This window comes from Microbacterium sp. BG28 (assembly GCF_034044005.1).
In the GTDB taxonomy this organism is placed as follows: domain Bacteria; phylum Actinomycetota; class Actinomycetes; order Actinomycetales; family Microbacteriaceae; genus Microbacterium.
Map to the genome: position 1 here is coordinate 312,692 of NZ_JAXCHA010000001.1, position 26,067 is coordinate 338,758.

The window sequence follows — 26,067 nt, forward strand, 5'->3', positions numbered from 1 at the left end:
CGGCGAGGAGGATGGCGGCAAGCCCGAGAGAGAGGGAGGTTCGACGCTGCATGTCTCCCAGCCAAGCGTCCACGGGGAACGCCCGCATCGCGTCGCCCCGTTTCTATGACGGGAGAGGATGCGAAGTCGTCAGGCCGTGAGGTGCGAGATCAGGATCTGCGTACCGATGCCGATGAGCACAAGGCCGCCCACGATCTCGGCCGGACGACGGAAGCGGGTGCCGATGCGATGCCCGATGAGCACCGCGGCGAACGACAGCACGAAGGTCACCAGACCGATGGCGATGACCGCGATCCATACCGGGAAGTTGAGGAACGCGAAGCTCAAGCCCACGGCGAGCGCGTCGATGGAGGTCGCGACGGCGAGCACGATCGTCTCCCGCGTGGAGAGGCGGGTGCTTCCGGCTTCCGCGCCGTCCTTGTCGGGAGTCAGCGCCTCCCAGAGCATCTTGACGCCGACGGCGGCGAGCAGCGCGAAGGCGACCCAGTGGTCGAACGGCTCGATGAACGCGGCGAACGCGCTGCCGAGCAGGTATCCGAGCAGCGGCATGAGCGCCTGTGCGAGACCGAAGGCGAGCGCGAGCACCAGGGCGTTGCGGACGATCTGCGAGCGCAGCTGCAGGCCCTTGCCGAGAGCGACCGCGAAGGCATCGGCGGAGACGCCGACAGCGAGCAGGGGCAATGCCCAGAACGACATGACGCTCCTGGTGGGGTGGGTGGGAGGATGCGGGCGATGGCCCGCATCCTCCAGCCTGCCGATTTCGGAAAACCGAACTCAACTCCGCCGCGCGATTGTCAGCTTTTCGGCTTCCCCAACATCAGTGGAAGCGCGCGCGCACCCACTGCTCCAGCTCCGCATATGCGACGCGTCGCGGCTCGGGTGCTGAGAGGAACACGTCGTGCACCGCCCCCTGGATGCGCGCGACCGTCACGAGCGGACCAAGCTTGAGCGCGGCGCGCGCGATGTCGTCGACGACCAGCACGGAGTCGGTCGAGGTCATCTGCTCGCTCCAGCGGATGGGCGACGATGAGCGCGCAGAGAGCAGGACGAATGCGGGCGCTCCCACATCCACGCCCGCGGCGATGCGCGCGTGCCCCTCCAGCACGGCGTGCAGCCAGCCGGGATGCGTCGCGAAGCCCTGCGCCGGACGCCATTGCTCGCGATAGCCGGGAACCGGCAGCACGCCGAGTTCGGTCTGCGCCCGCGTGTAGAACCCGAGGTCGACGACGGGCTGCGACCCGCGCGGCTGAACGCGAGCCCGCGCTTGGATGAGGGGTGCGATGGCCTGACGCCCGAACGACCCGATCTGGAACTCCAGCCAGGGACTGTTGAGCACAATCGCGGACGCGGTGCCGCGGTGACGTGCCGACCAGAGCGACAGCGTCAAACCGCCCGTGGAATGCCCGAGGAGCACGAGGCGCCTGTTGTTGCGCGGCCCCATCGCGGCGAGCGCCGCCGCGATGTCGGCGTCGTACTCATCGAGGCTGTCGGCGTAGCCGGGAACCTGTCCCTCGCGCAGGCTCCGACCGTACCGGTGCAGGTCGAGGGCGTAGAAGCGCGCACCGAGTCGGGCCCAGAAACGCGCCAGCTCGGTCTGGAAGAAGTAGTCCGACCACCCGTGGACGTACAGCACGTCGACGTCGCGGAGGGGCGCGATCAGCCGGCCGAACGGATGCGGCAGGTGCCGCACGAGGGTCGCCACCAGCGGCCCGTCGTCCGCGGGAAGGTCCAGCGGCAGGGTCTGCTGCGCGAACCCGGGCCCGAGGATGTCGGGAACCCAGGCGTTCATGCCGTCAGCCTAGCGATGCGCGTCCGGGCAGCGACCGATCCGGCGGGAGTTCACTCGCCGCGCGAGATCGCCACCATCTCATCGCGCGGCACGACCTTGATGCGCGCCCGCTCCGCGGGAGCCCCGAGGGCGATCTCGTGCTCATCGAGCCGGTGCCACCCCTCGAGATCGGTCCAGCGCACGCCACGCTCGGCGAGCAGGGCGGGGATCGCCTCCGCAGACGCGTCCTCGGGCTGCCACCACGACGCCTGACCGTTGATGAGATGGCGCACGGTCTCCATCGCGTCGGACTTCGTGTGCCCGATCAGGCCCACCGGGCCGCGCTTGATCCAACCGGTCGCGTAGACGCCGGGGACGACCTCGTTCGAGTCGGGGTGGAGCACCTGACCCTCGAGGTTCGGAATGACACCGTGGCGCTCGTCGAACGGGAGGCCGGGAAGCGGCGAGCCGAAGTAGCCGACCGCGCGGTACAGCTGCTGGATCGGAACCTCGCGCAGCTCGCCCGTGCCGGCGACGCCGCCCTCGCCGTCAGGACGCGTGCGCTCGTAGACCAGCGCCGCGACACGGCCCGCCGCATCCTTCTTGACCTCGACGGGCTTGGCCCAGAAGTGCAGGTGCAGGCGGCGAGAAGCCTCACCGCCGGCGCCGTTCGCACCCGGACGAGTGCGCCACTCCTGCAGCACGCGGTCGATGACCTTGACCTGCTTGTTGCTCGCGATCGCGGCGAGCGAGGCCTCGTCGTAGTCGAAGTCCTCGTCGTAGACGACCATGTCGACGTCGCGCAGCTCGCCGAGCTCGCGCAGTTCGAGCGGCGTGAACTTCACCTGGGCGGGGCCACGGCGACCGAACACGTGGACGTCGGTGATGGTCGAGGCCTCGAGCCCGGCGTGCACGTTCTCCGGAATCTCGGTCGGCAGCAGATCGACGGCGTGCTTGGCGAGCATGCGCGTGATGTCGAGCGCGACGTTGCCGTTGCCGATGACGGCGACCGAGGAGGCATCCAGCGGCCAGGTGCGCGGCACATCGGGGTGTCCGTCGAACCAACTCACGAAGTCCGCAGCACCGTAGGAGCCCTCCGCGTCGATGCCCGGGATGTCGAGGTCCGCGTCGCGGATCGCGCCGGTGGCGAAGATCACCGCGTTGTAGTGCTTCTTGAGGTCGTCGAGGGTGATGTCCTCACCGAAGCGCACGTTGCCGAACAGGCGGATGTCGCCGCGGTCAAGTACGTCGCGGAGCGCGGTGATCACGCCCTTGATCCGGGGATGGTCGGGGGCGACGCCGTAGCGCACGAGGCCGTAGGGAGCGGGGAGGTGCTCGAACAGATCGATCGAGACGTCGAACGCGCGCTCTGCCTTCAGCAGGATGTCGGCCGCGTAGATACCCGCGGGTCCTGCGCCGACGATGGCCAGCCGGAGCTTGGTCATGGGAGTCCTTTCGAGGGATACAGCGGCGTCGGTGGCGACGCCTCGAGCGCTCTGGTTCGCAGGCGCGGAGATCAGCTGCTGCGGTCGGCGACCGCGTCGGCGAAGCGTGTGAGCGCCTCGCGGACCGCACCGCGCGGGAGCGGCTCCAGGGCGGCGACCGCCGCATCCGACCATTCGTGCGCGAGCGCGAGGGTCTGCTCGGTGGCGGCGTGCTCGCGCAGCTCGGCCAGCGGATCGTCCAGCAGCGACGGGTCGGCCCCGTCGGCGATCTGCGCCACGCCGGCGTCGATGCGCGCCAGCAGGTCGACGGATGCGGGATCGTCGAGACGGCCGAGCAACAGGTACGGCATGGTCGGCACGCCCGCGCGCAGGTCGGTGCCGGGCACCTTGCCGGTCTCTGCCGCATCCGCCGAGAGGTCGATGACGTCGTCGAGCAGCTGGAAGGCCACACCGACCTTCTCTCCGAAGGTCAGCAGCGGCTCTTCGTAGGCGAGGGGGGCGTGCGAGAAGAGCACACCGGCCTGCGCGGAGGCCGCGATCAGCGAGCCCGTCTTGTCGCTCAGCACCTGCAGGTAGAAGTCGACGGGGTCATCGCCCGCCTGAAGTCCGACGGTCTCGTGCATCTGCCCGAGCACGAGCCGCTCGAAGGTGTCGGCCTGCAGCTTCATGGCCTTGTCGCCCAGGCGCGACATGATCTGGCTCGCGCGGGAGAACAACAGGTCTCCGGTGAGGATGGCGACGCTGTTCCCCCAGACGGAGTGCGCGGCGGGCACGCCCCGGCGCACGTCCGCACCGTCCATGACGTCGTCGTGGTACAGCGATCCGAGGTGGGTGAGCTCGAGAGCGGATGCGGCGTCGATGACCTGCTCGTTGACGCCGTCGCCCAGCTGCGCGGTGAGCACCGTCAGCATCGGACGCACGCGCTTGCCGCCGGCCTCGTAGAGGTAGCGGCTCGTGGCGTCGGCGAGTGCGTCGGCAACGTGCAGCTCGTCGGCGAGGTGGGCCTCGACCTTGGCCAGGCCGTCTTCGACGGTCTTCTGCAGTCGGCGAGAGACGGGACCGGCGAAGACACGGTCAGCGAGGCCGAGTCTGCTCGCGAGGTGCGCGCCAGGCGCAGAGGGGCTCCGTGTCACTCCTCTAGCCTACCCGCGGGCCGGAGAGGCTCGCCCCGCTGCGGACCCTCAGTTCTGTGCGGGCTCGGCGAACGGTGCCCGCGCGCGGTGCAGCGCCACGATGCCGAACGTGAGGTCACGGTGCGCGACGTCGACCCAGCCCGCATCCCGGATCCAGCCGCTGAGCGTGCGCTGGTCGGGCCAGTCCTTGATCGACTCGTTGAGGTAGTCGTAGGCGTCCGCGTTCGAGCTGACACCGCGGGCCACGACGGGGAGGACGCGGTCGTTGTAGAAGCGGTAGAGACCGGCGAACAGCGGGTGCGGCGGGTGCGAGAACTCGCAGACGACCAGCCGGCCACCGGGCTTGGTCACGCGTCGCATCTCGGCGAGCGCCGCGTGCGGGTCGTTGACGTTGCGCAGACCGAACGAAATGGTGACGGTGTCGAACGATGCATCCTCGAACGGGAGGGCGGTGGCATCCGCCTCCTGGAAGGTGAGGTTCATGATGTGCCCGTGGCGCCTGACGCCCTCGGCGATCATCCCCGGCGAGAAGTCGGCGGCGACCACCTCCGCGCCGCTGCGGGCAAGTGCCACGGCGCTCGCGCCGGTGCCGGCGGCGAGATCGAGGATGCGCTGCCCGGCGCGCGGCGCGATCGCGCGCGTCGCCGCGACGCGCCACAGCCGGTCGTTGCCGAGGCTGAGCACCGTGTTGGTGCGGTCGTAACCGGCGGCGACCTCGTCGAACATGCCGCTGACACGGCCCGGATCCTTGCCGAGGTCGGCGCGGTGCTGGTCAGGGCTCTCGGTCACACCACCAGCCTAAGGCGTGCGTGCGCACCCCTCTCGCTGGGCCCTCCTCGAGCGGGGCGAGTCTAGGCTGGGAGGGTGATTCGTGCCTCGCGTCCTCGGCTGCTCGTCGAGACCCGCGAGATCGACCCGATCGACGATCTGCTCGCCTTCACCGACCCCGCCCGCCCGCTCGTGTGGCAGCGCCGGGGCGAGGGCATGGTGGGTCTCGGCGAGCCGCTCGCTCTGTCCTTCGCCTCCGAGTCCGACGCGCGCGCCGACCGCTGGCGCGAGCTCTCCGCCGCCGCCGTCGTAGACGATCCGCTCGAGATCCCCGGCACAGGCCTCGTCGCCTTCGGCGCCCTGCCCTTCGACCGACGCTCCGCACGGCCCGGCGCCCTGCTCGTTCCGCCCGTCGTCATCGGACGCCGCGACGGGCGATCCTGGCTCACCCGCATCCGCTGGAGCGACGAGGCGCCCCTCGCTCCCGCGGCGACGCCCTACGGCGCGCACTGGTCCGCCACCCTCGGCCCCGGTCGCCAGCATCCCGCCGGTTACATCGCCTCGGTGCGCGAGGCCGTCGCGGCGATCGCGGCGGGCGAGGTCAGCAAGGTCGTCCTCGCGCGAGACCTCGCGGGCACCGTGCCCGCCGGCTCCGACCTGCGCCGCCTCGTGCGCGCCCTCGCGTCCGGCTATCCCGACACGTGGGCCTTCGCCGTCGACGGGCTGATCGGCGCCAGCCCCGAGACGCTCGTGACCGTCGAGCAGGGCACCGTCACCGCCCGGGTGCTCGCGGGCACGACGGCACGCGGCGCGGATCCGGATGCGGATGCGGCGGCTGCCCTCGCCCTCGCCACGAGCACCAAGGATCAGGACGAGCATCAGTTCGCGGTGCGCAGCGTTCTGGCCGCGCTCGATCCGCACACCCGTGCGTTGCGCTCGAGCGAGCAGCCGTTCACTCTCAAGCTGCCGAACGTCTGGCACCTGGCGACCGACGTCGAGGGCGCGCTCTCCGACACGGCGTCGTCGCTGGATCTCGTCGCGGCGCTGCACCCGACGGCCGCCGTCGCCGGCACCCCCACGCCGGCGGCACTCGATGTCATCCGCCGTCTGGAGCCCTTCGACCGCGGTCGCTACGCGGGCCCGGTGGGATGGATCGACCAGGCCGGCGACGGGGAGTGGGCCATCGCCCTGCGGTGCGCACAGTTCGACACCCCGGATGCGGGTGGCGACGTCTCGCTCACCGCCTATGCCGGTGCGGGGATCGTCGCCGCGAGCGATCCCGAGTCCGAGCTGCTGGAGACGCGGGTGAAGTTCCGCCCGATCGTCGAAGCTCTGGCGTGAGCGCTCAGCGCTCCAGCGGCACCTCGATGAGCTGACGGCCGCCGGCGGGAGAGGTGAGCGCCTGGTCGAGCGCGGCCCGCGTCGTGATCCGTCGGTACTCCCACCCGTAGGCGAGAGCGAGATGCTCCAGCCGCACCGACTGCGGCGTGTACTGCACGCGGTCGATGGCGGCCGCATCCGCGACGCTCGCGACTTCGAGCCCGTCGAAGATCGTGCCGCCGCCGTCGTTCCCCACGATCACCTGGATGCGCGGCTCCGCCTCGGCCGCCGGCAGCAGCAGGGCGCCGACGTCGTGCAGCAGGGCGAGATCGCCCAGCAGCACGCGCGTCACGCCGGGGCGCCCCGCGTCCTGGCTCGCGATCGCCACGCCCGTCGCGGTCGCGACCGTGCCGTCGATGCCGGCGAGCCCGCGGTTCGCGTGCACCGGCACCTTCTTGCCGCCCAGCACCTGATCGGCGACGCGGACGAGGCGGGAGGACCCGAAGACCAGCCGGTCGTGGGGCCAGCTCGCGCGCCACACGGCATCGACGAGCGCCGCCCGATCGAGCGGGGCGCGCAACACGTCGAGTTCCGCGGAGACCGCCGACAGCCGCTCGCGCGGCACGGCGGAGGCGAGGCCGTCCGCGTCGGGCGCGGGCGGCGAGAGATCGACCGATGCGGCACGGGAGGCGCGCATCCACTCCCCCAGCCACACACGATCCGCGTCGCCGGGTGCGACGGCGACCGCGTCGGCGGCGGTCGTGCGACCGTTGAGATTGAGCGGCTCGCCGGGGCCGCGGATCGCGATGACCTCGACGTCGTCGCGACCGAGAAGAGCGGTGACCTCACGGCTGAGCGTCGGGTGTCCCCACACGACGGCGCGCTCGACGCGTCCCCCGAGCCCGGGATCCGACAGCGCCTGCCGGTAGCCGTGCACGAGCAGGCGCCCGAACCGGGCCCCGCTGACGATCTCCGCGATGAGCGGCCAGCCGCCCTCGTGCGACACGCGCTCGGCATCGGCTCCCGCATCCGCCCCCGCGATCACGACCGTGCGCGGCCCCTGCGACAACAGCACCGGAGCGGCTCCGGGCTCCTCGGGAACATCGGACTCGCCGATCCCGCCGCCGCCCTGGTAGAGGGCTCCGGATGCGGGCTCCTCCTCCTGCGCGGCGGAGGATTCGTCGGCGCCGGAGACGGCGAACCACGCGGGAAGGGCGCCGGCCAGCGGTTCACGGAAGGGCAGGTTGACGTGCACGGGACCAGCGGGGCGGGTGCCGGCGCCGAGAGCGGCGTCGAACGCGTCATCGGCGAGCCGACGGAACATCCGACTCTGCTCGGACGAACCGTCGGCGTCGATCGCGTCGGGCACCGGAGCGTCGATGTCGAGGCGGGTCGCGGGTTGGAAAAGCCCCGGCTGCCGCGTGGTCTGGTTCGCGCCGACGCCGCGCAGCTCCGGCGGCCGGTCGGCGGTGAGCAGCAACAGCGGAACGCCCGCGTGATGCGCCTCGAGGGCTGCCGGCATGAGGTTCGCGACGGCGGTTCCGGATGTGCACACCACGACCGCCGGAACACCGGATTCCCGCCCGATACCGAGGGCGGTGAAACCCGCGACCCGCTCGTCGATGCGAACGTGCACCCGCACGCGCCCCGACGTCTCGGCCGCCGCGGCGAGCAACGCGAGCGCCTGCGACCGCGAGCCAGGGCTCACCACGATGTGCTCGACGCCGCGCTCCATCAACTGCGCGAGCAGCGCCGCAGCCGCATCCGTCGCCGGCGCGCGGCCGGCGTCTTCGGACGTCGTCATCTCAGCGCGGCTCGTCCTCGTCGGGCCGATGCGGCGCGGGCCGCTCCGGCGCACCGGGCGCCTGGTCGTCGGAGTCGAGCTGAGCCAGCTCCTCCTCCAGACGGCGGATGCGCTCGTCCTGGTCGCTGATCGAGCCGATCGTGCGGAGGAAGTCCGGATCGTCGTCGGGCGCCCGCCGCACCGGCGCCGCGTTCTTGCGCGCACGCCCGGTCACGAACCACAGGATGCCGCCGACGACGGGCAGCAGGATCACGATGACCATCCAGGTGCCCTTGCTGACGCCACGGTGACGCGAGGCCGGTTGCACCGCGCAGTCCACGACCGTGTAGACCCAGAAGACGACGGCAACCAGCGCCAGAATGAGCAGGAGCCGGACCATTCCCCCATCCTAGGCCGCGCGGCCTGCACGGGCCCCGAGAGCGCAGGCGCTCGGCGCGTAGGATGAGGGGGTGAAGGCCCGTCCCGCGATCGTCTATTCGGTGCTGCGCGTTCTCGCGTTCCTGGTGCCGTTCGCGATCCTCATGCTCTTGCCCGTGTTCCGGGAGTTGTACTGGCTCGCGGCCATCTTCGCCGCGCTGATCGGACTGAGCCTGTCCATCCTCTTCCTGCGCCGGCCCCTCGCCGAGGCGACGGCCGATCTCGGCAAGCCCCGCGAGCCCCGCCGCCCGCTCGGTGCCGACGACGCCGAAGCTGAAGACGCCGCATCCGGCGACTGAGTCCTCAGCGCTCGCGTACCCGGCGCGAGCCGGGTCGGACCATGGCGGTCGCGTCGGGGGTGTCGAAGCCGAACTGCCGGTACAGGCCGTGCGCGTCTCCGGTGAAGAGCGTCCAGCGGAACTCGGCACCGGGGCCCTCGTCGATCATGGTGCGCACGAGGATCTTGCCGACACCGACCCCGCGTGCGGACGGGTCCACCACGACGTCGGCGAGATAGGCGTCGTTGACGCCGTCCGACACCGCGCGCGCGAAGCCCACCTGCGCCCCGGTCTGCTCGTCGTAGACGCCCACGACACGCCAGGCCCCGTCGATCTGCTGCTCGATCTGCTCCCGCGAACGCCACCGGTGCCAGTAGACCTCGCTCGAGAGCATCCGCCAGATCCAGTCGCGATCGAGCCGTGTCGGATCGGCATCCGCGACGAAGACCATCGCTGTCCGCCCCTCAGCCGTGGAGGGCCCAGAACACGAGCGCCGCGTACGCCAGCGAGCCGAGCGACGTGAGACTCAGTGCCACCACCAGCTCCTTCGGCTCGCGATACGTCCACACGATCAGCACCGCGGGAAGCACGAGCAGCAGCACGAGCAGCGTGAGCCACGCGGGCGGGTAGAACAGCGCCAGGAAGATCGAGATCGCGAAGGGCACGAGCACGATCACCGTGAACAGCACCTGCGTCGCCCGCTTGCCGATCCGCACGCTCAGCGTCTTCTTGCCGGCCTTCTTGTCGGGCTCGATGTCGCGCAGGTTGTTGGCCAGCAGTACGGCGCAGGCGAACAGGCCCGCGGCGACCGCGCCGAACCAGGCCTCCTGCGGTAGCGCCTGCACCTGCACCCAGGTCGTACCGAGGGTCGCGACGAGGCCGAAGAAGACGAAGACGACGACCTCGCCGAGGCCCGCGTAGCCGTAGGGCCGCTTGCCGCCGGTGTAGAACCACGCCCCGATGATGCAGACGGCCCCCACGGCCAGGAACCACCACTGCTGCGTGCGGATGGTGAGCGCGAGTCCCGCGAGAGCGGCCAACGCGAAGAAGGTCAGGGCGACGATCAGCACCGTGCGCGGCTTCGCCTTGCCCGCTCCCGTCAGACGAGCGGGCCCGACGCGGAAGTCGTCCGTGCCGCGGACGCCGTCGCTGTAGTCGTTGGCGAAGTTCACGCCGATCTGCAGGAGGACGGCGACGGCAAGACAGCCGAGCGCGAGCAGCCAGTGCAGGGCGTTGTCGATCACGAGCGCCGCACCTGTGCCCAGCAGCACCGGCGAGACGGCGAGCGGGAGCGTGCGGAGCCTCGCGCCCTCGATCCAATCCCCCACGCCTGCGCGGCGCACCGGACGTGGACCGACCTGCGCGCGCGCCTTCTGGGGATTGCCCGAGACGCCGGGTCGCTTCTTCTTGGTCTTACTGGCCACGAGCAGTAATCCTATTGCGGCGGCGTCAGCGCTCGATGAGCGCCCGCAGCGCCCGGCGGTCCGGCTTGCCGCTGGGAAGCAGCGGGAGGCTCGCGACGACCTCGATGCGATCGGGGCGCGCCGGTGCTCCGAGGTCGGCGCCGACGGCGGAGCGCACCTCGTCCAGGCGCGCGGATGCGGCCGCATCCGCCGGCACGACGACGACGGGCGACTCGCCCCACCGCTCGTGCGCCGCGCCCACCACGACCGCGTCGGCGAATCCGGGGAGTCCGCGCACGATGCGCTCGACCCGGTCGAGCGACACGTTGACTCCGCCGGAGACGATCACGTTGTCCAGGCGGCCGGTGACCCGCAGGCGTGCGTCCTCGAGCGAGCCGGCGTCTCCCGTGCGGTACCAGCGATGCCCCGCGTCGTCGCGCACGAAGGCGGCGGCCGTGCGTTCGGGATCGTCGCGGTACCCCTCAGCGAGCATCGGCCCCGACAGCTGCACCTCGCCGTCCGCGATCCGCACGCGGACGCCGTCCAGCGGAACGCCGTCGTACACGCATCCGCCGCTCGTCTCACTCGCCCCGTAGGTGCGCACGATGCGCGCTCCGAGGGATGAGGCCCGCTCGCGCACGGCATCCGGAAGCGCCTGTCCTCCGACGAGGATCGCCTCGAACGAGGCGAGGGCCGCACGCACCTCGGGCGCGTCGGCCGCGGCGATCAGCTGGGTCACCTGCGCCGGAACGAGCGAGGTGTAGGTCGGCGTGCGTGCGCCCTGCGCGGCGGAGGCCATGCCCCGCGCGGCGGCGATGAAACTGTCCACCGAGAAGTGGCCCTCGAGGATGGCCGGTTCATGCCCCGCCAGCAGCGAGCGCACGAGCACCTGCAGACCCGCCACGTAGGTTGCGGGCAGCGCCAGCAACCACGCGCCCTCCCCGATCCGCGCGGCGGTGGAGCTCGCGCTCGCGATGAGGGCGCTGCGGCTGAGCAGCACGTCCTTGGGGTAGCCGGTCGACCCCGAGGTCGTGACGACCGCCGCGACCCCCGCCGGCACCGGCACCGGCGCAGCGCCCCCGAGGTGCACAGCGGGGCCGGCGCCGTCGAGGGCCGCACGCACCGCCCCCAGCACCCCGCGGGCGCCGGGCGTCGCCGGCGGACGGGCGGTCAGTAGTGCCACGGGTACGGCGACCAGTCCGGCTCGCGCTTCTCGAGGAACGCGTCCCGCCCCTCGACCGCCTCGTCGGTGCCGTAGGCCAGGCGGGTCGCCTCACCGGCGAAGACCTGCTGCCCCACGAGCCCGTCGTCAACGGCGTTGAAGGCGAACTTCAGCATCCGGATCGCCGTCGGCGACTTGGTGAGGATCGTGCGCGCCATCGCGATGGCCTCGCGTTCGAGATCGGCGTGCGGCACGACACGGTTGACCGCACCCATCTCGTAGGCACGCTGAGCCGAGTACTCCTCCGCCAGGAAGAACACCTCGCGCGCAATCTTCTGGCCCACCTGGCGGGCCATGTACGCCGAGCCGTAACCCGCGTCGAACGAACCCACATCCGCATCCGTCTGCTTGAACCGGCCGTGCTCGGCCGAGGCGATCGACAGATCGGCGACGATGTGCAGCGAGTGGCCACCGCCGGCCGCCCAACCGGGGATCACGGCGATGACGACCTTCGGCATGAACCGGATCAGGCGCTGAACTTCGAGGATGTGCAGGCGCCCCGCCCGCGCCGGGTCGGCAACCGTCGCCTCGTCGTCGGAGTACTTGTAGCCGTCGCGCCCGCGGATGCGCTGGTCGCCGCCGGAGCAGAAGGCCCACCCGCCGTCCTTCGGGCTCGGGCCGTTGCCCGTGAGCAGGACGACCCCGATGCGGGGGTTCTGGCGAGCCGCATCCAACGCGCGGTAGAGCTCGTCCACCGTGTGCGGGCGGAAGGCGTTTCGCACCTCAGGGCGATCGAACGCGATGCGCGCGATGCGGCCGTCGCGCGAGACGTGCGCGGTGATGTCGGTGTAGGAATCCGCCCCGGGGGCGAGTTCCCACTCGGTCGGATCGAACAGCTCGGAGACGCTCACGCTCGCAATCCTAGTTGTCTCGCCAGCGCAAATCCTGTCGGCGAAAGTTGCAAATAATCTGCAGGATCAGACATCGTGCATGCCTGAAATGACGACAGAATTGCCCGATCCGGCAATTAATTGACCCAGGCGGCGCAATAATCGAGAGTATGGACGACAAGTACGAGATCCCGCGCCTCGACTTCGGAACGGAACTCGTTGCCACTCTCTTCGAGATCGAACGCCTCCGCGCCGACATCGGCACGGGCACCACGCCGTACGACACCTTCGTCGAGCTGCATCGCCTCTTCGACGTCGTGATGAGCGTGGTGTCGGCGAGAATCGAGGGCAACCACACGACTGTGTACGACGCCATCGAACAGGTCGGATCCGGCGTTGCCGCACAAGAGGACCACTTCCGAGAGATCTCCAACATCGCGGAGACTGCGAGATTCATCGACCGGATCGATCCGGCGGAGCCGCTGTCACACTCGTTCCTACGCGAACTGCATCGTCGCACCGTCGAGGACCTCCAGCGCGAAGGGGATCCCCATCCAGGCGCCTATCGCGAGGTAGACGTCGCCATGACCGGCTCGACCCATGTTCCCCCCAGTTGGGTGACGGTACACGCGGAGATGACGTCGCTACTCGACTTCGCCAACACCCCGCGCCCCTTGCATGAGCAGATGCTGCAGATCGCCATCGCTCACCATCGCTTCGTGTGGATCCACCCCTTCCAGAACGGCAACGGCCGCGTCTCCCGCCTCTTCACGTATGCCATGTTGCGCAAGACGATCTTCGCCACGCGCGGCTACAGCGCGCTCAACCCCACAGCCGTCTTCGGCAACCAGCGTGAGGCCTACATCGCCGCGCTGGAACGCGCTGATGATCTGAGCGACAGCGGCACCATCGCGTGGGCGGAGTTCTTCGTGCGAGGCATCCGCAACGACGTCGCGCGTCTCGTTGAGCTGCAGCAACACGACTTCGTGGTCGCTGAACTGGTCGGACCCGCTCTCGAATCCCTCCTTCGAGACGGTCTGATCTCACCACTGGAACGAGACGCGCTGCGCCTCACCCTCGAACGCGGAGTCGTCAAAGCGGGCGATCTCGAACCGGCTCTGCCCGGCACCGCGTCAGCGCGCTCGCGCGCCATACGCAGCCTGCTCGATCGACGCCTGCTGCAGCAGGCAGAAGAAGGTCCTCGCTTCTACCGGCTCTCACTCTCACGCGGTCCGCTCGCGCCGCGACTCATCCGCCGGTTGGATTCGCTCGGCTACCTGCCGTCCCTGCTGGCGGACGACTGAGAGCTCTCAGCCGTTCTTCGCGTCGCGCCAGCGCAGCCAGCGGCGGGCGATCTCCGGGTCGTAGTCGGGGCCGTTGAGTCCGAGCGTGAAGGTGCGCACGCCCGCGGCGAACAGCGCGTCGGCGTATTCCTCGTCGCGATCCTTGAGTTCGTTCGAGATCACGAGGTTCGAGACATCACGACCCTCGGCCTCCGCCCACTTCTCGATCACGCTGATCTTGTGCGCGATGTCCTCCGGCGCGACGAAGCTGTGCCAGATGTCGGCGTGACGCGCGACGAGACGCAGCGTCTTCTGCTCGCCCGCGCCGCCGATGAGGATCGGGATGCGGCGGGTCGGCGCCGGGTTCAGCTTGCCCCACCGCGTCGTCACGCGCCCGAGACCGTCGGCGAGGTCGTTCAGCCGCGAGCCGGCGGTGCCGAACTCGTAGCCGTACTCGTCGTAGTCGCGCTGGAACCAGCCCGAGCCCGTGCCGAAGATGAACCGCCCCTCGCCGCCCTTGGCGCTGATGTGGTCGATCGTGCGGGCCATATCCGCCTGCAGATCCGGGTTCCGGTAGCTGTTGCAGTTCACGAGCGCGCCGAACTCGACGCGCTCGGTCTGCTCGGCCCACGCGGCAAGCATGGTCCAGGACTCGAAATGCGCGCCGTCCGGGTCGCCGAACAGCGGATAGAAGTGGTCCCAGTTGAACAGGATGTCCACGCCCATGTCCTCGAACCGCACGACGGCGTCGCGGATGTCGGAGTAGGTGGCGTGCTGCGGCTGGAGCTGGAGCCCGAGGCGGACCGGCGTATCGAGAAGAGGCATGCCGTCAGCCTACGACCGCCAGCACAATGGAGCAGTGACTCCCGCACTCGCCGACATCCGCTCGAACCTCCACGTCGTCGCCCTTCCGCTGCGCACCCGCTTCCGCGGCATCGACGTGCGCGAGGCGCTCCTGTTCGAGGGACCCGCCGGGTGGGCGGAGTTCTCCCCCTTCACCGAGTACGACGATGAGGAGGCGGCGACGTGGCTGGCCGCGGCCATCGACTTCGCCTGGAACGCGCAGCCGGATGCGGTGCGCACCCGCATCCCGGTCAACGCCACCGTTCCCGCCGTCACCGCATCCGCCGTGGCGGAGGTCCTCAGCCACTTCGACGGCTGCCGCACCGCGAAGGTGAAGGTCGCCGAGGCCGGGCAGACTCTCACTGACGATGTGGCACGCGTCGCCGCGGTGCGCGAGGCGATGGGACCGGCGGGCCGCATCCGCATCGACGCGAACGGCGGGTGGAACGTCGACGAGGCCGAGCACGCGCTGCGTGAGCTCGCCGAGTACGACCTCGAGTACGCGGAGCAGCCCTGCGCGAGCGTGGCGGAGCTCGCCGAACTCCGCTGGCGCGTGCATCGTTCCGGCATCGACATCGCCGCCGACGAGAGCGTGCGCAAGGCCGCGGATCCGCTGCTCGTCGCCCGGGAGCAGGCGGCCGATCTGCTGGTCGTGAAGGCGGCGCCGCTGGGCGGTGTGCGCCGGACGCTGCGGATCGTCGCGGATGCGGGGCTTCCCGCCGTCGTCTCCAGCGCACTGGACACCTCGGTGGGACTCGGCATGGGGCTCGCCCTCGCGGCGGCACTCCCCGAGTTGGACTACGACTGCGGGCTGGGGACCGCGTCGCTGCTGGCGGCCGACGTGACCGCCGAGCCGCTGCGCGCCGCCGACGGCGCGATCGAGGTGCGGCGTGCGGTGCCGGACGCTGATCTGTTGCGCACGTATGCGGCTCCCGCCGCGCGCCGCGACTGGTGGAACGCTCGCCTCGAACGCTGCTTCGGGGTCGTGAGCGAGTCGGGTCTCACTCCGAGTCGGTGACCGCCGCCGCCAGCGTCGCGGTGCGCTGGGTCAGCAGACTCTTGATGGCCAGGGGCGCGAGGCCCGAGATCACCGCGAAGGCGCAGGTGGCGTCCCAGATGTCGAGCACCAGGCGCGCGAACTCGATCGCGGGGATGCGCAGCCGCAACCGGTACGCCCCCGCGACATCGGCGACGATATCCGCGACCCGCTCCGCCATGGCAGCCTCCCAGGCGAGGTAGGCCTCGGCGAGCCGCTTGTCGCGCATCGCGTTCGTACGGATCTCGCTCATCAGCACGACCCCCGTCGGCCCGTCGGTTCCGACGTCGAGGATGCTCGTGACCAGCTCGGCCACGGTGCGATGCACCGAAGCGTCCTCGCCGAGCTCGCGCACCCGCTCCGTCACCCGTTCCAGCTTCTGATCGGCGACCTGCTGCATGAGGCCCAGCAGAAGCTCCTCCTTCGAGGCGAAGTTGGAGTAGAAGGCGCCACGCGTGAAGCCGGCGCGCTCGCAGATCGCCTCGACGGATGCGCCTTCCAGGCCCAGTTCGGCGAAGACCTCGGATGCGGCGGCGAGAAGCCGCGCGCGGGTGTTCTCGCGGCTTCGGGGCACGGCAGGCTGCGTCACGATCTCTCCTTCCACCACATCCATGTGGTTCTCATCGATCACCCAGGTTCACCACGGAGGCGACTCTAGGATACACAGTTGTATCGGATACACTTCCGTATCGAACCCGCCCGATCACCTCGACCCACGGAGGCGCCGGTGTCCACGCTCCTGTACTCGCTCGGCCGCTGGTCGTACCGTCGCCCGTGGCGCGTCCTGATCGCCTGGCTGCTGCTGCTCGCCCTGGCCGGCGGCGGCGCCGCGGTGTTCTCGCAGGGCACCGACAACAGCTTCTCGATCCCGGGCACCGAATCGCAGGCGGGCCTGGAACAGCTCTCGCGCACCTTCCCCCAGGTCAGCGGCACCAACGCGCAGTTCGTCGTGGTCGCCGCCGACGGCGCGAAGATCACGGACGACGCCTACCGCACGCGCATCGAGGACACGATCTCGACGATCGAGAAGCTCGACGGCGTGCTCGCCGTCACAGACCCCTATGACGCGTCGATCACCGGCAGCATCTCCGACGATGACAGCGCAGCGATCGTGCGGATGCAGTTCGACGGTCAGGTGACCGACGTGCCGGAGTCCACGCGCACCGACCTGCAGTCCACCGTCGACGCGCTCGAGCCCGAGCTGCCCGCAGGATCGCAGGTGGCGCTCGGCGGCGACCTGTTCGCCGTCTCGCTGCCCGGCGTCACCGTCACCGAGCTCGTCGGACTGCTCATCGCGCTCGTCGTGCTGATCGTGACCTTCCGCTCGTTCGTCGTCGCGGGACTCCCGCTGATGACGGCGATCCTGGGGGTGGGTCTGTCGATGGCGCTCATCTTCGTGGCCACCGCGTTCGCCTCGGTGTCGTCGACGACACCGCTGCTCGCGCTCATGCTCGGTCTCGCGGTGGGCATCGACTACGCGCTGTTCATCATCTCGCGACATCAGGATCAGGTACGCGACGGCGCGGACCCCGAGGAGTCCGCGGCCCGGGCCACCGGCACTGCCGGCTCCGCCGTGCTCTTCGCCGGGATGACGGTGCTCATCGCGCTCATCGGCCTCGGTTTCGCCGGCATCCCGTTCCTGACGACGATGGGTGTCGCGGCGGCCGTCGCCGTCGCGATCGCCGTGCTCGTCGCCGTCACTCTGACCCCTGCGATGCTCGGCTTCGTGAAGGGTCGCGTGCGCGGCTGGAGCAGGCGCGACCGGCGCCCGGCGGCGGATGCGGCCGCTCCCGCCAGACGCGGTTTCTCGGCGCGGTGGGTGGCCATGGTGACGCGCCACCCCGTCGTGACCAGCGTGGCGGTCGTGGCGGTGCTCGGCGTGGCGGCGATCCCGGCGACGAGCCTCGCGCTCGCCCTCCCCAACGCCGGCCAGCTGCCCAAGGGCGACCCGGCTCGTGTCGCCTACGACCTGACGAGCGAGCACTTCGGTCCCGGCGCCAACGGTCCACTCATCATGACCGGGACGATCGTGACCTCGACCGACCCGCTCACCCTCATGAAGGACCTCGGCGACGAGATCTCCCGCATCCCTGGTGTGAAGGAGGTCGCCCTCGCGACCCCGAACCAGGCGGCGGACACCGGCATCGTGCAGATCGTGCCGGAGACCGCCCCGGACGACCCGGCCACCGCCGAGCTCGTGCGCGAGCTCCGCGCCCAGCATGACCGACTCCTCGACGAGTACGGCGTCGATCTCCAGGTCACCGGCTTCACGGCTGTGGCCATCGACATCTCCGACCGTCTGTCGGCGGCGCTGCTGCCCTTCGGCATCTTCGTCGTCGGACTCTCCCTCATCCTTCTGATGATCGTGTTCCGCTCCATCTGGGTGCCGGTCAAGGCCGCTCTCGGCTACCTGCTCTCGGTCGCCGCCTCGTTCGGCGTCGTCGCGGCCGTGTTCGAGTGGGGCTGGTTCGCCGACCTGTTGCACGTGGCGCGTGTCGGACCCGTCATCAGCTTCATGCCGATCGTGCTGATGGGTGTGCTGTTCGGCCTCGCGATGGATTACGAGGTGTTCCTCGTGTCCCGGATGCGGGAGGACTTCGTGCACGCCCGCCGCGACAACCCCGACCGCCCGGCGCGCGAGATCGCACTCGAAGCCGTGCGCAGCGGCTACACCGCATCCGCCCGCGTGGTGACGGCCGCCGCCATCATCATGTTCGCCGTCTTCGCGGCTTTCGTCCCCGAAGGCGATTCGAATCTCAAGCCGATCGCCCTCGGGCTCGCGACCGGAATCGCCATCGATGCGTTCCTCGTGCGCATGACGCTCGTTCCCGCCGTCATGGCGCTGCTCGGAGACAAGGCCTGGTGGATGCCGAAGTGGCTGGAGCGCGTGCTGCCGCACTTCGACATCGAGGGCGAGGCCGTCGAACGGGAGCTGTCGCTGCGCGACTGGGCGAGCACCGGCGCGGCCGTCGTCGTGGCCGACGGGCTCTCGCTGCGCACCGAGGCGAGGCCCGTGTTCGGTCCGGTGGACGCGACCGTCGACCCGGGCGAGGCGCTCGTGGTCGCGGCGGAGGATCCCGCCGCGACGCACGCACTGACGCTCGTCCTGGCGGGCCGGCTGAGCCCGAGCGAGGGCCGCCTTCGGGTCGCGGGCCACCTGCTGCCCGAGCGCGGCGCCTGGGTGCGGGCGCGCGCCGGGATGGCGCTGCTGGCAACCGCATCCGACCCCGTCGACGACCTCCGACACGCGCTGTCGGGCTCTCCCGCGGTCGTCGTGGTCGACGGCCTCGACCGCCTCGAGCGACTGCCTCACACCGAGCGCGACACGGCTCTGGCGCTGCTGCGCGACGCCGCGGCGCGACGACTCACGCTCGTCGCCACCGCCGTCGGGTCCGCATCCGACATCGCCGCCGCACGCACACTGCTCACCGACGCCGGGTACCGCACCGGCGAACCCGTCACCCTTCCCACGGCTCCCGCGGAGGTGCTCGCATGACCGTCCCCATCGAACGCTCCCACGCCCGACGTCCCGTCACCTGGCTGACCGTCCTCGGGATCGTGCTGCTGCCCGTCGTCATCGGCGGCCTCCTCGTCACCGCCCTTTACAACCCGGTCGAACGACTCGAGAACATGTCGGCGGCGATCGTGAACGACGACAAGCCGGTGGAGATCAACGGGCAGCTCGCGCCGCTCGGACGCCAGCTCACCGCGGGTCTCGTCGAGGGCTCGTCGGACGTGCCGAGCAACATCGACTGGACGATCTCCAACGACGAGGATGCGGCCGCGGGCCTCGCCGACGGCACCTACAGCGCCGTCATCACGATCCCCGAGAACTTCTCCGCCGCCGCCACCTCCACCGCCCCCGGCTCGACCCCGGAGCAGGCGACGATCTCGGTCGAGAGCGCACCGGACGGACGCGTGGTCGACCAGGCGATCACGGCGCAGATCACGCAGACCGCCGCATCCGTGTTCGGCAGCGCCGTCTCGAAGCAGTACCTGACGAACGTGCTGCTCGGTTTCACGACGCTGCACGACCAGCTGGGCGACGCGGCGAACGGTGCACAGCAGCTGGCCGATGGCTCCGCGAGCGCCGCCCAGGGCGCGACCGAGCTGTCCAGCGGCGTCGGTCAGCTCGCCACGGGCGCGGACCAGCTCGCCTCCGGCGCCGCGCAGGCCGCGACGGGAGCTGCCGCGCTGCCCGGTGGCGCGCAGCAGCTCGCCTCGGGGGCGCGCCAACTCTCGGACGGTGCCGGCAAGCTCGCGGTCGGTCTCGACAACGGCACGAACGATCAGCCCGACCTGAAGAAGGCGGCGGAGGCGACGGTGACGGCCGCGAAGAGTGCGCTCACCCAGACACAGGCCTTGGGCGCGAAGCTGGGCGAACTCGTGCAGGATTGCTACACGACCTATGGCCCCACGGCACCGCTCTGCGCCGAACTGCTCACCACGATCGGCGACAAGGCGAACCCGACGCCGAACACGATCGCCGGGATCGGCACGGCGGCCGGCACCGCCGCGGGCTACGGAGACGGGGTCGTCGCGGGAGTCTCGGAGGCCGCCGGCGGCGCGCGCGACCTGCAGTCCGGCGCGGGCGGTCTCGCGACGGGCGCCGATCAGCTCGCCGCGGGGGCGGCCCAGCTCTCGAGCGGGGTCTCACAGCTCGCGGGCGGTGCGAGCTCCCTGGCGAGCGGTGCGAACCAGGCATCCACCGGCGCCACGTCGCTCGCCGACGGCGTGACCCAGCTCTCCAGCGGCGCGGGTTCGCTCGCGACCGGGCTGGACACGGCCGTCGACCAGGTCCCGACGTACACCGACGAACAGGCGCAGCAGACCGCATCCGTCGTCGCCGAGCCCGTCTCGGCGCAGGGCATCGGCTCGAACCTCTTCGGCGCGGCGGCCATCCCGCTGCTCACCGCCCTGGTGCTCTGGTTCGGCGGTCTCGGTTCGTACGTCGCCTTCCAGGCGGTGTCCGCCCGGGCGCTCACGAGCCGCCGGTCGTCGGTGACGCTGGCGCTGCGCGCCTTCGCCCCCGGTGCCGTCCTCGGCGCCGTACAGGGTCTGCTCGTCGCCGGGGTCGTGCAGCTCGCGGCGAGCTACGACTGGGCGGACTGGTCGATCTTCGCGGCGATCTGCGTGGTCGCCGGCATCTCGTTTGCCGCCGTGAATCAGGCACTCGTGGCCGTGTTCGGCGGCGCGGGCCGGTGGATCGGAGCCATCATCGGCGCCTTCATCGTCGCCACGGGGGTCGTCTCCACGGTCCCCGGCGTGCTGACCTCGATCGCCTCCGTGCTGCCGGTGCAGCCCGCCTACGCCGCGATGCTCGGCGCGCTCACGAGCGCCGGCGGGGTGACGGCCGGCATCACGCTCCTCGTCGTGTGGCTGCTGCTGTCGCTCGTGGCGACGACGATCGTCGTCTCCCGTCGCCGCACCGTCTCGGCCCGCGCCGCCCTCGCCTGACCCCGGTGGTCGCGGGGGCACGGTCGCGGGGCGCGCGGGCGGCGACCCGGACCGGCCGGGCCCCCGGTCGGAGAAACGCACTTCCGTCGGAGGATCGACGCCGCATCCTCCGAGATCCGGCCACTTCTCCGACGCGCGGATGAGCCCCGACGCGCGGATGCGCCGGACGCCGGAACCGGAACCGGAGCCGGATGCGGCCGCCCGGCCGCCTGCACCTCGTGCCCCGGCAGCCCGAAGGCGCCGGGGCACGAGGTGCAGGGATGCGGATCAGCTGAGGCCGCTGTAGACGTGCAGGCCCTTGAAGAAGAGGTTCACGATCGTGAAGTTGAACATCACGGCGCTGAACCCGATGATCGACAGCCACGCCGACCGCGTGCCGCGCCACCCGCGCGTGGCGCGCGCGTGGATGTAGCCGGCGTAGAGCACCCAGATCACGAAGGTCCACACCTCTTTGGTGTCGAAGCCCCAATACCGCCCCCACGCGTCGTTGGCCCAGATGGAACCGGCGATGAGGGTGAAGGTCCAGAAGATGAAGCCCACGATCGCGAAGCGATAGGCGAGCGACTCGAGCGCGTCGGCACCGGGGAGGATGCGGAGGAACCGCGGGCCGGTCTTGGCGTCGGCGGCGGCGGCCTTGCGCTCACGTCGCGCCTGCAGCAGCTGGGTCACCGAGAGCGCGAACGCGAGCGCGAAGAAGGCTGTCGCCAGTGAAGCGACGAACACGTGCACCACGAGCCAGACGCTCTTCAGCGGGTCGGCCAGGGGCACGACGTCGACGTGGAGGAGCGTCGCCCAGCCCATCAACACGGCGACGAGCCCGGTGATGAACGCGCCCAGGAAGCGCAGGTCGTAGCGGAACAGCACGCCCAGATACACGGCCACGATGAGCACCGTGCCCGTCAGAGCGAACTCGTACATGTTCGACCACGGCACCCGCTCGGCGGCGATGCCGCGCAGCACCGCTCCGGTCACGTGGAAGAGGAACGCGAGCCACGTCAGCGATGTACCGATGCGCGCCCACACCGGACGCGAGCGGTCGCGTCCACGTGCCGAGAGGGATGCGGCGGCGCGCTCTTCGCTCGCACGCACCTGCGAGATCGTCTCGCCACCGGCGCCGACGAGCTCGCGCTCGCGCACGCGGGCATCCTGCCGGTCGACGGCGTCGGCGGAGCGGCGGGCGAGGTCGATCGTGTACGCGATGAACGCGAGGGCGTAGATCGCGACCGCGGTCCAGACGGTGAGCAGCGAGACCGCGTCGAGCGAGAGCTGTTCGGGCATGGGGTCAGTCTACTTTCGGGTCTGCGTCGGCGGACGGCCGATTCGCGTCGATGATCTCGCCCTCCGCCGCCTCGGCGAAGGCACGTCCGTGTCGATCGGCGAGTTGGTCGACCGCGACGGCGATCTGCGGGTCCTCCCCGCGCGCAAGGCCCGCGTACTCGATCAGCAGCGCGCCTTCGCGCGGGGTGACCTTCACCCACATCCGTCGGCGGGGCACGAACAGCGCCAGCAGGAGCGCGGCGAGCGCGATCACCGCGAAAAGCAGCACCCACGGTGCGCCGACGTCGTGGTGGATGGAGAGCGAGACGAACCGCGGCACGGCCTGGGAGTAGTCGGCGCCCGGCGAGCCAGAGTCCAGCGTGCCGTCTGTGACCTCGTTCTGACTCGGGTCGGCCGCGTTCTCGAACGTGATCGTGCCGAGGCCGTTGGGCAGATCGGTCGTCTGTCCCGGAAGCAGCTGGATCGAGGAGGTGTCCGTGCCGATGCCGGTGAGCTTCGTCATCCCGGTCGGATCCAGGGTGTAGACCGAGCGGGGCGTGCCGTCGTCGATTCCGAGGTCACCCTCGTAGACGTCGAGACTCAGCACGGGATAGATCAGATCGGGGTAGACCGAGGTGTACGCACCGGTGTCCAGCGGCTGCGCGGTCGGATAGAAGAACCCGACGAGACCGAGCTGCTGCGGCATGCCGTCGGCGATCTTGACCACGCCGAGCGAGGTCATGTTGTTGTTCTGGGGCAGGAAGGGCACGGCGTCGCGGAACACGACGTCGCCGTCGGCGTCGCGCACCGTGACGATCGGCGCGTAGCCGTTGCCCATCAGGTACACGCGGTCCCCCGCGATGTCGAGCGGGTGGTTGACGCGCACCTCGCCGTCCTGCGGGTCCTGGCCCGGCAGCTGGGTGGTCACGTGCGCCACGAAGTCGCCGGCCTGCCCGGCTGCCGCCGTGCCTGAGGGCTGATAGGTCACGTCGAACTTGTTGAGCGTGATCGAGTACGGCGAGAGCTGGTCGGCGTCGACGAAGCGTCCCGGGTTGAAGGACGAATAGTCCGTCAGCGCGTTCACGAAGCTCGTCCCCTGCACCATGGCCCGCTGACCGGTGTAGGTCAGCGCGCCGCCGACGCCCACCGCGATGAGCACACCCACGAGGGCGATGTGGAAGAGCAGGTTGCCCGTCTCGCGGAGGTATCCGCGCTCGGCCGACACCGACAGCGCGCCGCGGCCGTCGTAGCGCTCGACACGGTAGCGGGCGGTGCGCAGCTGCGCCGACGCCGAGGCGATCGCGTCCTCCGCCGCTGCGGCGGTATCCGTGCCCTCGGGCAGGCACACCAGGACCTCGCGGTGGTCGTCGAGGCGCGACAGACGCGCGGGAGTGCGCGGCGGACGCGCGCGCAACGCCTTCCAGTGGTGCCGCGTGCGCGGGATGACGCATCCGATGAGCGAGATGAACAGCAGGATGTAGATCGCCGAGAACCACGGCGAGCTGTAGACGTCGAACAGCTTGAACCAGTCGAGCACCGGGAAGAGGTCCGGGTTGTCGGCGCGGAACTGCGTCACACCGTTCGGGTCGGCAGAGCGCTGCGGGAAGATCGAGCCGGGAACCGCCGCGATCGCCAGCAGCAGCAGCAGCACGAGGGCCGTGCGCATGCTGGTCAGCTGCCGCCATCCCCACCGCAGCCACTCGATCGGCCCGAGGCGCGGCGACGTCACATCGTCGTCGCGGGCCGGAGCGGGGCGGCCGTCGACGTGGTCCGAGGGCCGGAGCGGCTCGGAGACGTCGGCTCGATCAGATGGGGAGCGGGACATTGACCAGCACCCCCTGCAACTGCGACATGAGTGAGCTCCAGACGCCGGTGACCATCAGCACACCGAGAACGATGAGCAGGACGCCGCCGAAGATGTTGATGGAACGGATGTGGCGGCGCAGGAACGACACCGACCTGCTGGCCCAGCCGAAGCCGGCCGCCAGGAGGAGGAAGGGGATGCCGAGCCCGAGCGAGTACGCGAGTCCGAGAACTGCGGCGCGGCCGGGGTCGCCCATGTTCCACGACAGCGCGAGGATCGTCGCGAGCGTGGGTCCGATGCACGGCGCCCAGCCGATGCCGAGGGCGAGGCCGAGCAGGGGCGCACCAACGAGCCCCAGGTTGCCGCGGACGTTGGGCTTGAAGGTGCGCTGCGCGAAGCCGAACAGGCCGATGAAGATGAGCCCCATGATGATCACGACCGCACCGAGCACGCGCGTGATGATGTCGGAGTACTCCAGGAAGAACCGACCGAGCGAGCCGCCCAGCACCGTCATCGCCATGAAGACCGCCGTGAACCCGGCGATGAACAGCAGGACGCTCAGCAGCAGGCGCCCGCGACCCTTGCGACCGGATGCGGTGCCCGCCGCCCCGCCGAGGAAGCCGAGGTAGCCGGGCACGAGCGGGAGCACGCAGGGCGAGAGGAAAGAGACGAGCCCCGCGGCGAGCGCCAGCGGGATCGCGACCCAGAGCGCTCCTTCGGCGACGATGCCGGTCACGAACCCTCCTTGAGGGCGTCGCGCACGAGCGTGGTGAGGATCGAGGCGTCGCCGAGCTCGCCGACGATGCGCGCGGCGACCCGGCCCTGCTTGTCGAGCACGAGGGTCGTCGGCGTCGCGGTGAGCGGCGTGGCGTCGGCGAAGGACAGCTTGAGCTTGCTGTCGTCGACCGCCATCAGGCTCGGGTAGCTGATGCCGTTGTCCTTGGCGAAGGATGCGGCCGTGGGCGCCTGGTCGTAGGTGTTGATGCCGAGGAACGACACGTTCTCACCCTGGAGGTCCTCGTACGACTTCTCCAAGCGTGGGGCCTCGACGATGCACGGACCGCACGCGGCGTACCAGAAGTTCACGACGAGAACCTGGCCGGCGTAGTCCTCGTTCGTCACCGTCTTGCCGCTGTCGCTCACCCCCGTGAACACGATGGGATCGGAACGCTCCGCCGGCGGGGTCTCGACGATCGGCACGCCGTCGGCGCCGATGTAGCCCTTGTTCGAGCCCTCCCGGTACTGGTCGGCGAGGGAGTCGTTGGCCGAGCAGGCGGCGAGGCTGACCGCGAGCGCGCCGGCGATCAGGGCTGCGGCGAGGCGACGGGGACGGAATCTCATACTGCTCCTACATCGACGGCGCCTTCGGCGGATGCGGGCTCCGCATAGGCGATCTCGCGCCAGGCTCCCGGACCGCCCTCGAAGCTCGTCACGCTCGACAGCGCGCAGCGCCGGGCGCGCGGGTCGTGCCGCAACGGGAGACCCGCGATCGCGAGGTGGGTCACCCAGATGGGTAGCTGGTGGCTGACGATGACGATGTCGCCCGCGGGGACCGCGTTCCACAGCTTCGCCATGGCCCGCTGCATCCGCGCGACGACCTCGGCGTAGGGCTCGCCCCAGCTCGGGACGGAAGGACGCGTCACGTGACGCCAGTTCAGGGGGTTGGCGAGGGCCCGCCGCATCCGCTTGCCTTCGAACACGTTCCACGGCTCGATCACGTCGGGCTCGACGACCGGCTCGAAACCGAAGAGTTCGGTGAACGGCTCTGCCGACTCGCGCGTGCGCTGCAACGGCGAGCAGACCAGCGCGGTGACGGGACGCCCCTCGGCCCGCACGTGCTCGGCGGCCTGGCGCGCCATGCGACGGCCCGCCGCGCTCAGCCGGAATTCGGGCAGCCGACCGTAGAGGACACGGTCGGGATTGTGGACCTCGCCATGGCGCACGAGGTGGAGGCGTTCGGCGGGCACCCCCCGATTTTACGTGGATGCCGGATATGAAG

24 protein-coding genes are annotated in these 26,067 nt (G+C 70.6%); 6 read left to right on the forward strand and 18 right to left on the reverse strand.

The genetic code is table 11. From position 1 onward, the window contains the following. Positions 1 to 129 precede the first annotated feature (129 nt). The 5 genes from SK224_RS01580 to SK224_RS01600 form a co-directional block, all read right to left on the reverse strand. Entirely contained in the window at positions 130 to 696 is a 567-nt protein-coding gene (locus SK224_RS01580; protein WP_320433093.1) for a manganese efflux pump MntP family protein, read from the reverse strand. 121 nt (positions 697 to 817) lie between these two features. After that, positions 818 to 1,789, reverse strand: coding sequence for an alpha/beta hydrolase (locus SK224_RS01585; RefSeq protein WP_320433094.1), 972 nt, complete (start codon positions 1,787 to 1,789; stop codon positions 818 to 820). 50 nt (positions 1,790 to 1,839) lie between these two features. Further along, on the reverse strand, positions 1,840 to 3,213 hold the full coding sequence (locus SK224_RS01590) for an FAD-dependent oxidoreductase (RefSeq protein WP_320433095.1): 1,374 nt from the start codon (positions 3,211 to 3,213) through the stop codon (positions 1,840 to 1,842). Positions 3,214 to 3,284: 71 nt separating this feature from the next. Beyond that, positions 3,285 to 4,346 (reverse strand): polyprenyl synthetase family protein, encoded by a 1,062-nt coding sequence (locus SK224_RS01595; RefSeq protein WP_320433096.1) that lies wholly within the window; start codon positions 4,344 to 4,346, stop codon positions 3,285 to 3,287. A gap of 48 nt (positions 4,347 to 4,394) precedes the next feature. Further along, the gene (locus SK224_RS01600) at positions 4,395 to 5,072 is read right to left on the reverse strand and encodes a class I SAM-dependent methyltransferase (protein ID WP_234075530.1); all 678 of its coding nucleotides are present in this window, start codon (positions 5,070 to 5,072) and stop codon (positions 4,395 to 4,397) included. Between the two features lie 141 nt (positions 5,073 to 5,213). Between SK224_RS01600 and SK224_RS01605 the strand changes: the two genes are divergently transcribed. Further along, a complete protein-coding gene (locus tag SK224_RS01605; protein WP_320433778.1) occupies positions 5,214 to 6,455 on the forward strand; it encodes an isochorismate synthase in 1,242 nt (413 codons plus the stop codon). A 4-nt stretch (positions 6,456 to 6,459) separates the two neighbouring features. Here the strand turns inward: SK224_RS01605 and menD are convergent, their stop codons facing one another. After that, positions 6,460 to 8,238 (reverse strand): 2-succinyl-5-enolpyruvyl-6-hydroxy-3-cyclohexene-1-carboxylic-acid synthase, encoded by a 1,779-nt coding sequence (gene menD, locus SK224_RS01610; protein ID WP_320433097.1) that lies wholly within the window; start codon positions 8,236 to 8,238, stop codon positions 6,460 to 6,462. Position 8,239: 1 nt separating this feature from the next. After that, positions 8,240 to 8,617, reverse strand: coding sequence for a PLDc N-terminal domain-containing protein (locus SK224_RS01615; RefSeq protein WP_320433098.1), 378 nt, complete (start codon positions 8,615 to 8,617; stop codon positions 8,240 to 8,242). A 70-nt stretch (positions 8,618 to 8,687) separates the two neighbouring features. Here SK224_RS01615 and SK224_RS01620 point away from each other — a divergent pair, with 70 nt between their 5' ends. After that, entirely contained in the window at positions 8,688 to 8,954 is a 267-nt protein-coding gene (locus SK224_RS01620) for a DUF4229 domain-containing protein (protein ID WP_234074613.1), read from the forward strand. 4 nt (positions 8,955 to 8,958) lie between these two features. On the opposite strand, the gene SK224_RS01625 is transcribed toward SK224_RS01620, so the two are convergent. Genes SK224_RS01625 through SK224_RS01640 form a run of 4 tightly spaced genes read right to left on the reverse strand, consistent with a single transcriptional unit; the run spans position 8,959 to position 12,409 of the window. Then, positions 8,959 to 9,384 carry a GNAT family N-acetyltransferase gene (locus SK224_RS01625; protein ID WP_320433099.1) on the reverse strand — a complete coding sequence of 142 codons (426 nt, stop codon included), beginning with the start codon at positions 9,382 to 9,384 and terminating at the stop codon, positions 8,959 to 8,961. A 13-nt stretch (positions 9,385 to 9,397) separates the two neighbouring features. Next, complete coding sequence (locus SK224_RS01630; protein WP_413816747.1) at positions 9,398 to 10,357, reverse strand: 1,4-dihydroxy-2-naphthoate polyprenyltransferase; 960 nt, start codon at positions 10,355 to 10,357, stop codon at positions 9,398 to 9,400. A gap of 25 nt (positions 10,358 to 10,382) precedes the next feature. Next, positions 10,383 to 11,510 (reverse strand): AMP-binding protein, encoded by a 1,128-nt coding sequence (locus SK224_RS01635; protein WP_320433780.1) that lies wholly within the window; start codon positions 11,508 to 11,510, stop codon positions 10,383 to 10,385. Next, on the reverse strand, positions 11,507 to 12,409 hold the full coding sequence (locus SK224_RS01640) for a 1,4-dihydroxy-2-naphthoyl-CoA synthase (protein ID WP_320433100.1): 903 nt from the start codon (positions 12,407 to 12,409) through the stop codon (positions 11,507 to 11,509). The genes SK224_RS01635 and SK224_RS01640 overlap by 4 nt, the downstream gene beginning before the upstream one ends. Before the next feature lie 149 nt (positions 12,410 to 12,558). Between SK224_RS01640 and SK224_RS01645 the strand changes: the two genes are divergently transcribed. Next, the gene (locus SK224_RS01645; protein WP_320433101.1) at positions 12,559 to 13,692 is read left to right on the forward strand and encodes a Fic family protein; all 1,134 of its coding nucleotides are present in this window, start codon (positions 12,559 to 12,561) and stop codon (positions 13,690 to 13,692) included. Between the two features lie 6 nt (positions 13,693 to 13,698). On the opposite strand, the gene SK224_RS01650 is transcribed toward SK224_RS01645, so the two are convergent. Beyond that, complete coding sequence (locus tag SK224_RS01650; RefSeq protein WP_320433102.1) at positions 13,699 to 14,496, reverse strand: LLM class F420-dependent oxidoreductase; 798 nt, start codon at positions 14,494 to 14,496, stop codon at positions 13,699 to 13,701. A 34-nt stretch (positions 14,497 to 14,530) separates the two neighbouring features. On the opposite strand from SK224_RS01650, the gene SK224_RS01655 reads away from it, so the two are divergent. After that, entirely contained in the window at positions 14,531 to 15,532 is a 1,002-nt protein-coding gene (locus SK224_RS01655; RefSeq protein ID WP_320433103.1) for an o-succinylbenzoate synthase, read from the forward strand. Here SK224_RS01655 and SK224_RS01660 read toward each other — a convergent pair. Next, positions 15,516 to 16,139 carry a TetR/AcrR family transcriptional regulator gene (locus SK224_RS01660; protein ID WP_320433104.1) on the reverse strand — a complete coding sequence of 208 codons (624 nt, stop codon included), beginning with the start codon at positions 16,137 to 16,139 and terminating at the stop codon, positions 15,516 to 15,518. The genes SK224_RS01655 and SK224_RS01660 overlap by 17 nt on opposite strands. A 138-nt stretch (positions 16,140 to 16,277) precedes the next feature. On the opposite strand from SK224_RS01660, the gene SK224_RS01665 reads away from it, so the two are divergent. After that, positions 16,278 to 19,046: an efflux RND transporter permease subunit gene (locus tag SK224_RS01665; protein ID WP_320433105.1), complete on the forward strand. Its 2,769-nt coding sequence runs from the start codon at positions 16,278 to 16,280 to the stop codon at positions 19,044 to 19,046. After that, on the forward strand, positions 19,043 to 21,007 hold the full coding sequence (locus SK224_RS01670) for a YhgE/Pip family protein (protein ID WP_320433106.1): 1,965 nt from the start codon (positions 19,043 to 19,045) through the stop codon (positions 21,005 to 21,007). The genes SK224_RS01665 and SK224_RS01670 overlap by 4 nt, the downstream gene beginning before the upstream one ends. A gap of 267 nt (positions 21,008 to 21,274) precedes the next feature. On the opposite strand, the gene ccsB is transcribed toward SK224_RS01670, so the two are convergent. Genes ccsB through SK224_RS01695 form a run of 5 tightly spaced genes read right to left on the reverse strand, consistent with a single transcriptional unit; the run spans position 21,275 to position 26,035 of the window. Then, the gene (ccsB, locus tag SK224_RS01675) at positions 21,275 to 22,285 is read right to left on the reverse strand and encodes a c-type cytochrome biogenesis protein CcsB (protein ID WP_320433107.1); all 1,011 of its coding nucleotides are present in this window, start codon (positions 22,283 to 22,285) and stop codon (positions 21,275 to 21,277) included. Positions 22,286 to 22,289: 4 nt separating this feature from the next. After that, a complete protein-coding gene (locus SK224_RS01680) occupies positions 22,290 to 24,089 on the reverse strand; it encodes a cytochrome c biogenesis protein ResB (RefSeq protein WP_320433108.1) in 1,800 nt (599 codons plus the stop codon). Further along, entirely contained in the window at positions 24,070 to 24,804 is a 735-nt protein-coding gene (locus tag SK224_RS01685; protein WP_320433109.1) for a cytochrome c biogenesis CcdA family protein, read from the reverse strand. Before SK224_RS01685 ends, SK224_RS01680 begins: the two co-directional genes overlap by 20 nt. Next, the gene (locus SK224_RS01690; protein ID WP_320433110.1) at positions 24,801 to 25,409 is read right to left on the reverse strand and encodes a TlpA disulfide reductase family protein; all 609 of its coding nucleotides are present in this window, start codon (positions 25,407 to 25,409) and stop codon (positions 24,801 to 24,803) included. The genes SK224_RS01685 and SK224_RS01690 overlap by 4 nt, the downstream gene beginning before the upstream one ends. After that, positions 25,406 to 26,035 carry a histidine phosphatase family protein gene (locus SK224_RS01695; RefSeq protein ID WP_320433111.1) on the reverse strand — a complete coding sequence of 210 codons (630 nt, stop codon included), beginning with the start codon at positions 26,033 to 26,035 and terminating at the stop codon, positions 25,406 to 25,408. The genes SK224_RS01690 and SK224_RS01695 overlap by 4 nt, the downstream gene beginning before the upstream one ends. Positions 26,036 to 26,067 lie beyond the last annotated feature (32 nt).

Excerpts from the sequence above, each read along its gene's own strand:
- SK224_RS01580 (WP_320433093.1), bottom strand. The coding sequence starts at position 696 with ATGTCGTTCTGGGCATTGCCCCTGCTCGCTGTCGGCGTCTCCGCCGAT.
- ccsB (WP_320433107.1), bottom strand. The coding sequence starts at position 22,285 with ATGCCCGAACAGCTCTCGCTCGACGCGGTCTCGCTGCTCACCGTCTGG.
- SK224_RS01585 (WP_320433094.1), bottom strand. The coding sequence starts at position 1,789 with ATGAACGCCTGGGTTCCCGACATCCTCGGGCCCGGGTTCGCGCAGCAG.
- SK224_RS01650 (WP_320433102.1), bottom strand. The coding sequence starts at position 14,496 with ATGCCTCTTCTCGATACGCCGGTCCGCCTCGGGCTCCAGCTCCAGCCG.
- SK224_RS01590 (WP_320433095.1), bottom strand. The coding sequence starts at position 3,213 with ATGACCAAGCTCCGGCTGGCCATCGTCGGCGCAGGACCCGCGGGTATC.
- menD (WP_320433097.1), bottom strand. The coding sequence starts at position 8,238 with ATGACGACGTCCGAAGACGCCGGCCGCGCGCCGGCGACGGATGCGGCT.
- SK224_RS01625 (WP_320433099.1), bottom strand. The coding sequence starts at position 9,384 with ATGGTCTTCGTCGCGGATGCCGATCCGACACGGCTCGATCGCGACTGG.
- SK224_RS01670 (WP_320433106.1), top strand. The coding sequence starts at position 19,043 with ATGACCGTCCCCATCGAACGCTCCCACGCCCGACGTCCCGTCACCTGG.
- SK224_RS01690 (WP_320433110.1), bottom strand. The coding sequence starts at position 25,409 with ATGAGATTCCGTCCCCGTCGCCTCGCCGCAGCCCTGATCGCCGGCGCG.
- SK224_RS01680 (WP_320433108.1), bottom strand. The coding sequence starts at position 24,089 with ATGTCCCGCTCCCCATCTGATCGAGCCGACGTCTCCGAGCCGCTCCGG.
- SK224_RS01645 (WP_320433101.1), top strand. The coding sequence starts at position 12,559 with ATGGACGACAAGTACGAGATCCCGCGCCTCGACTTCGGAACGGAACTC.
- SK224_RS01615 (WP_320433098.1), bottom strand. The coding sequence starts at position 8,617 with ATGGTCCGGCTCCTGCTCATTCTGGCGCTGGTTGCCGTCGTCTTCTGG.
- SK224_RS01600 (WP_234075530.1), bottom strand. The coding sequence starts at position 5,072 with ATGTTCGACGAGGTCGCCGCCGGTTACGACCGCACCAACACGGTGCTC.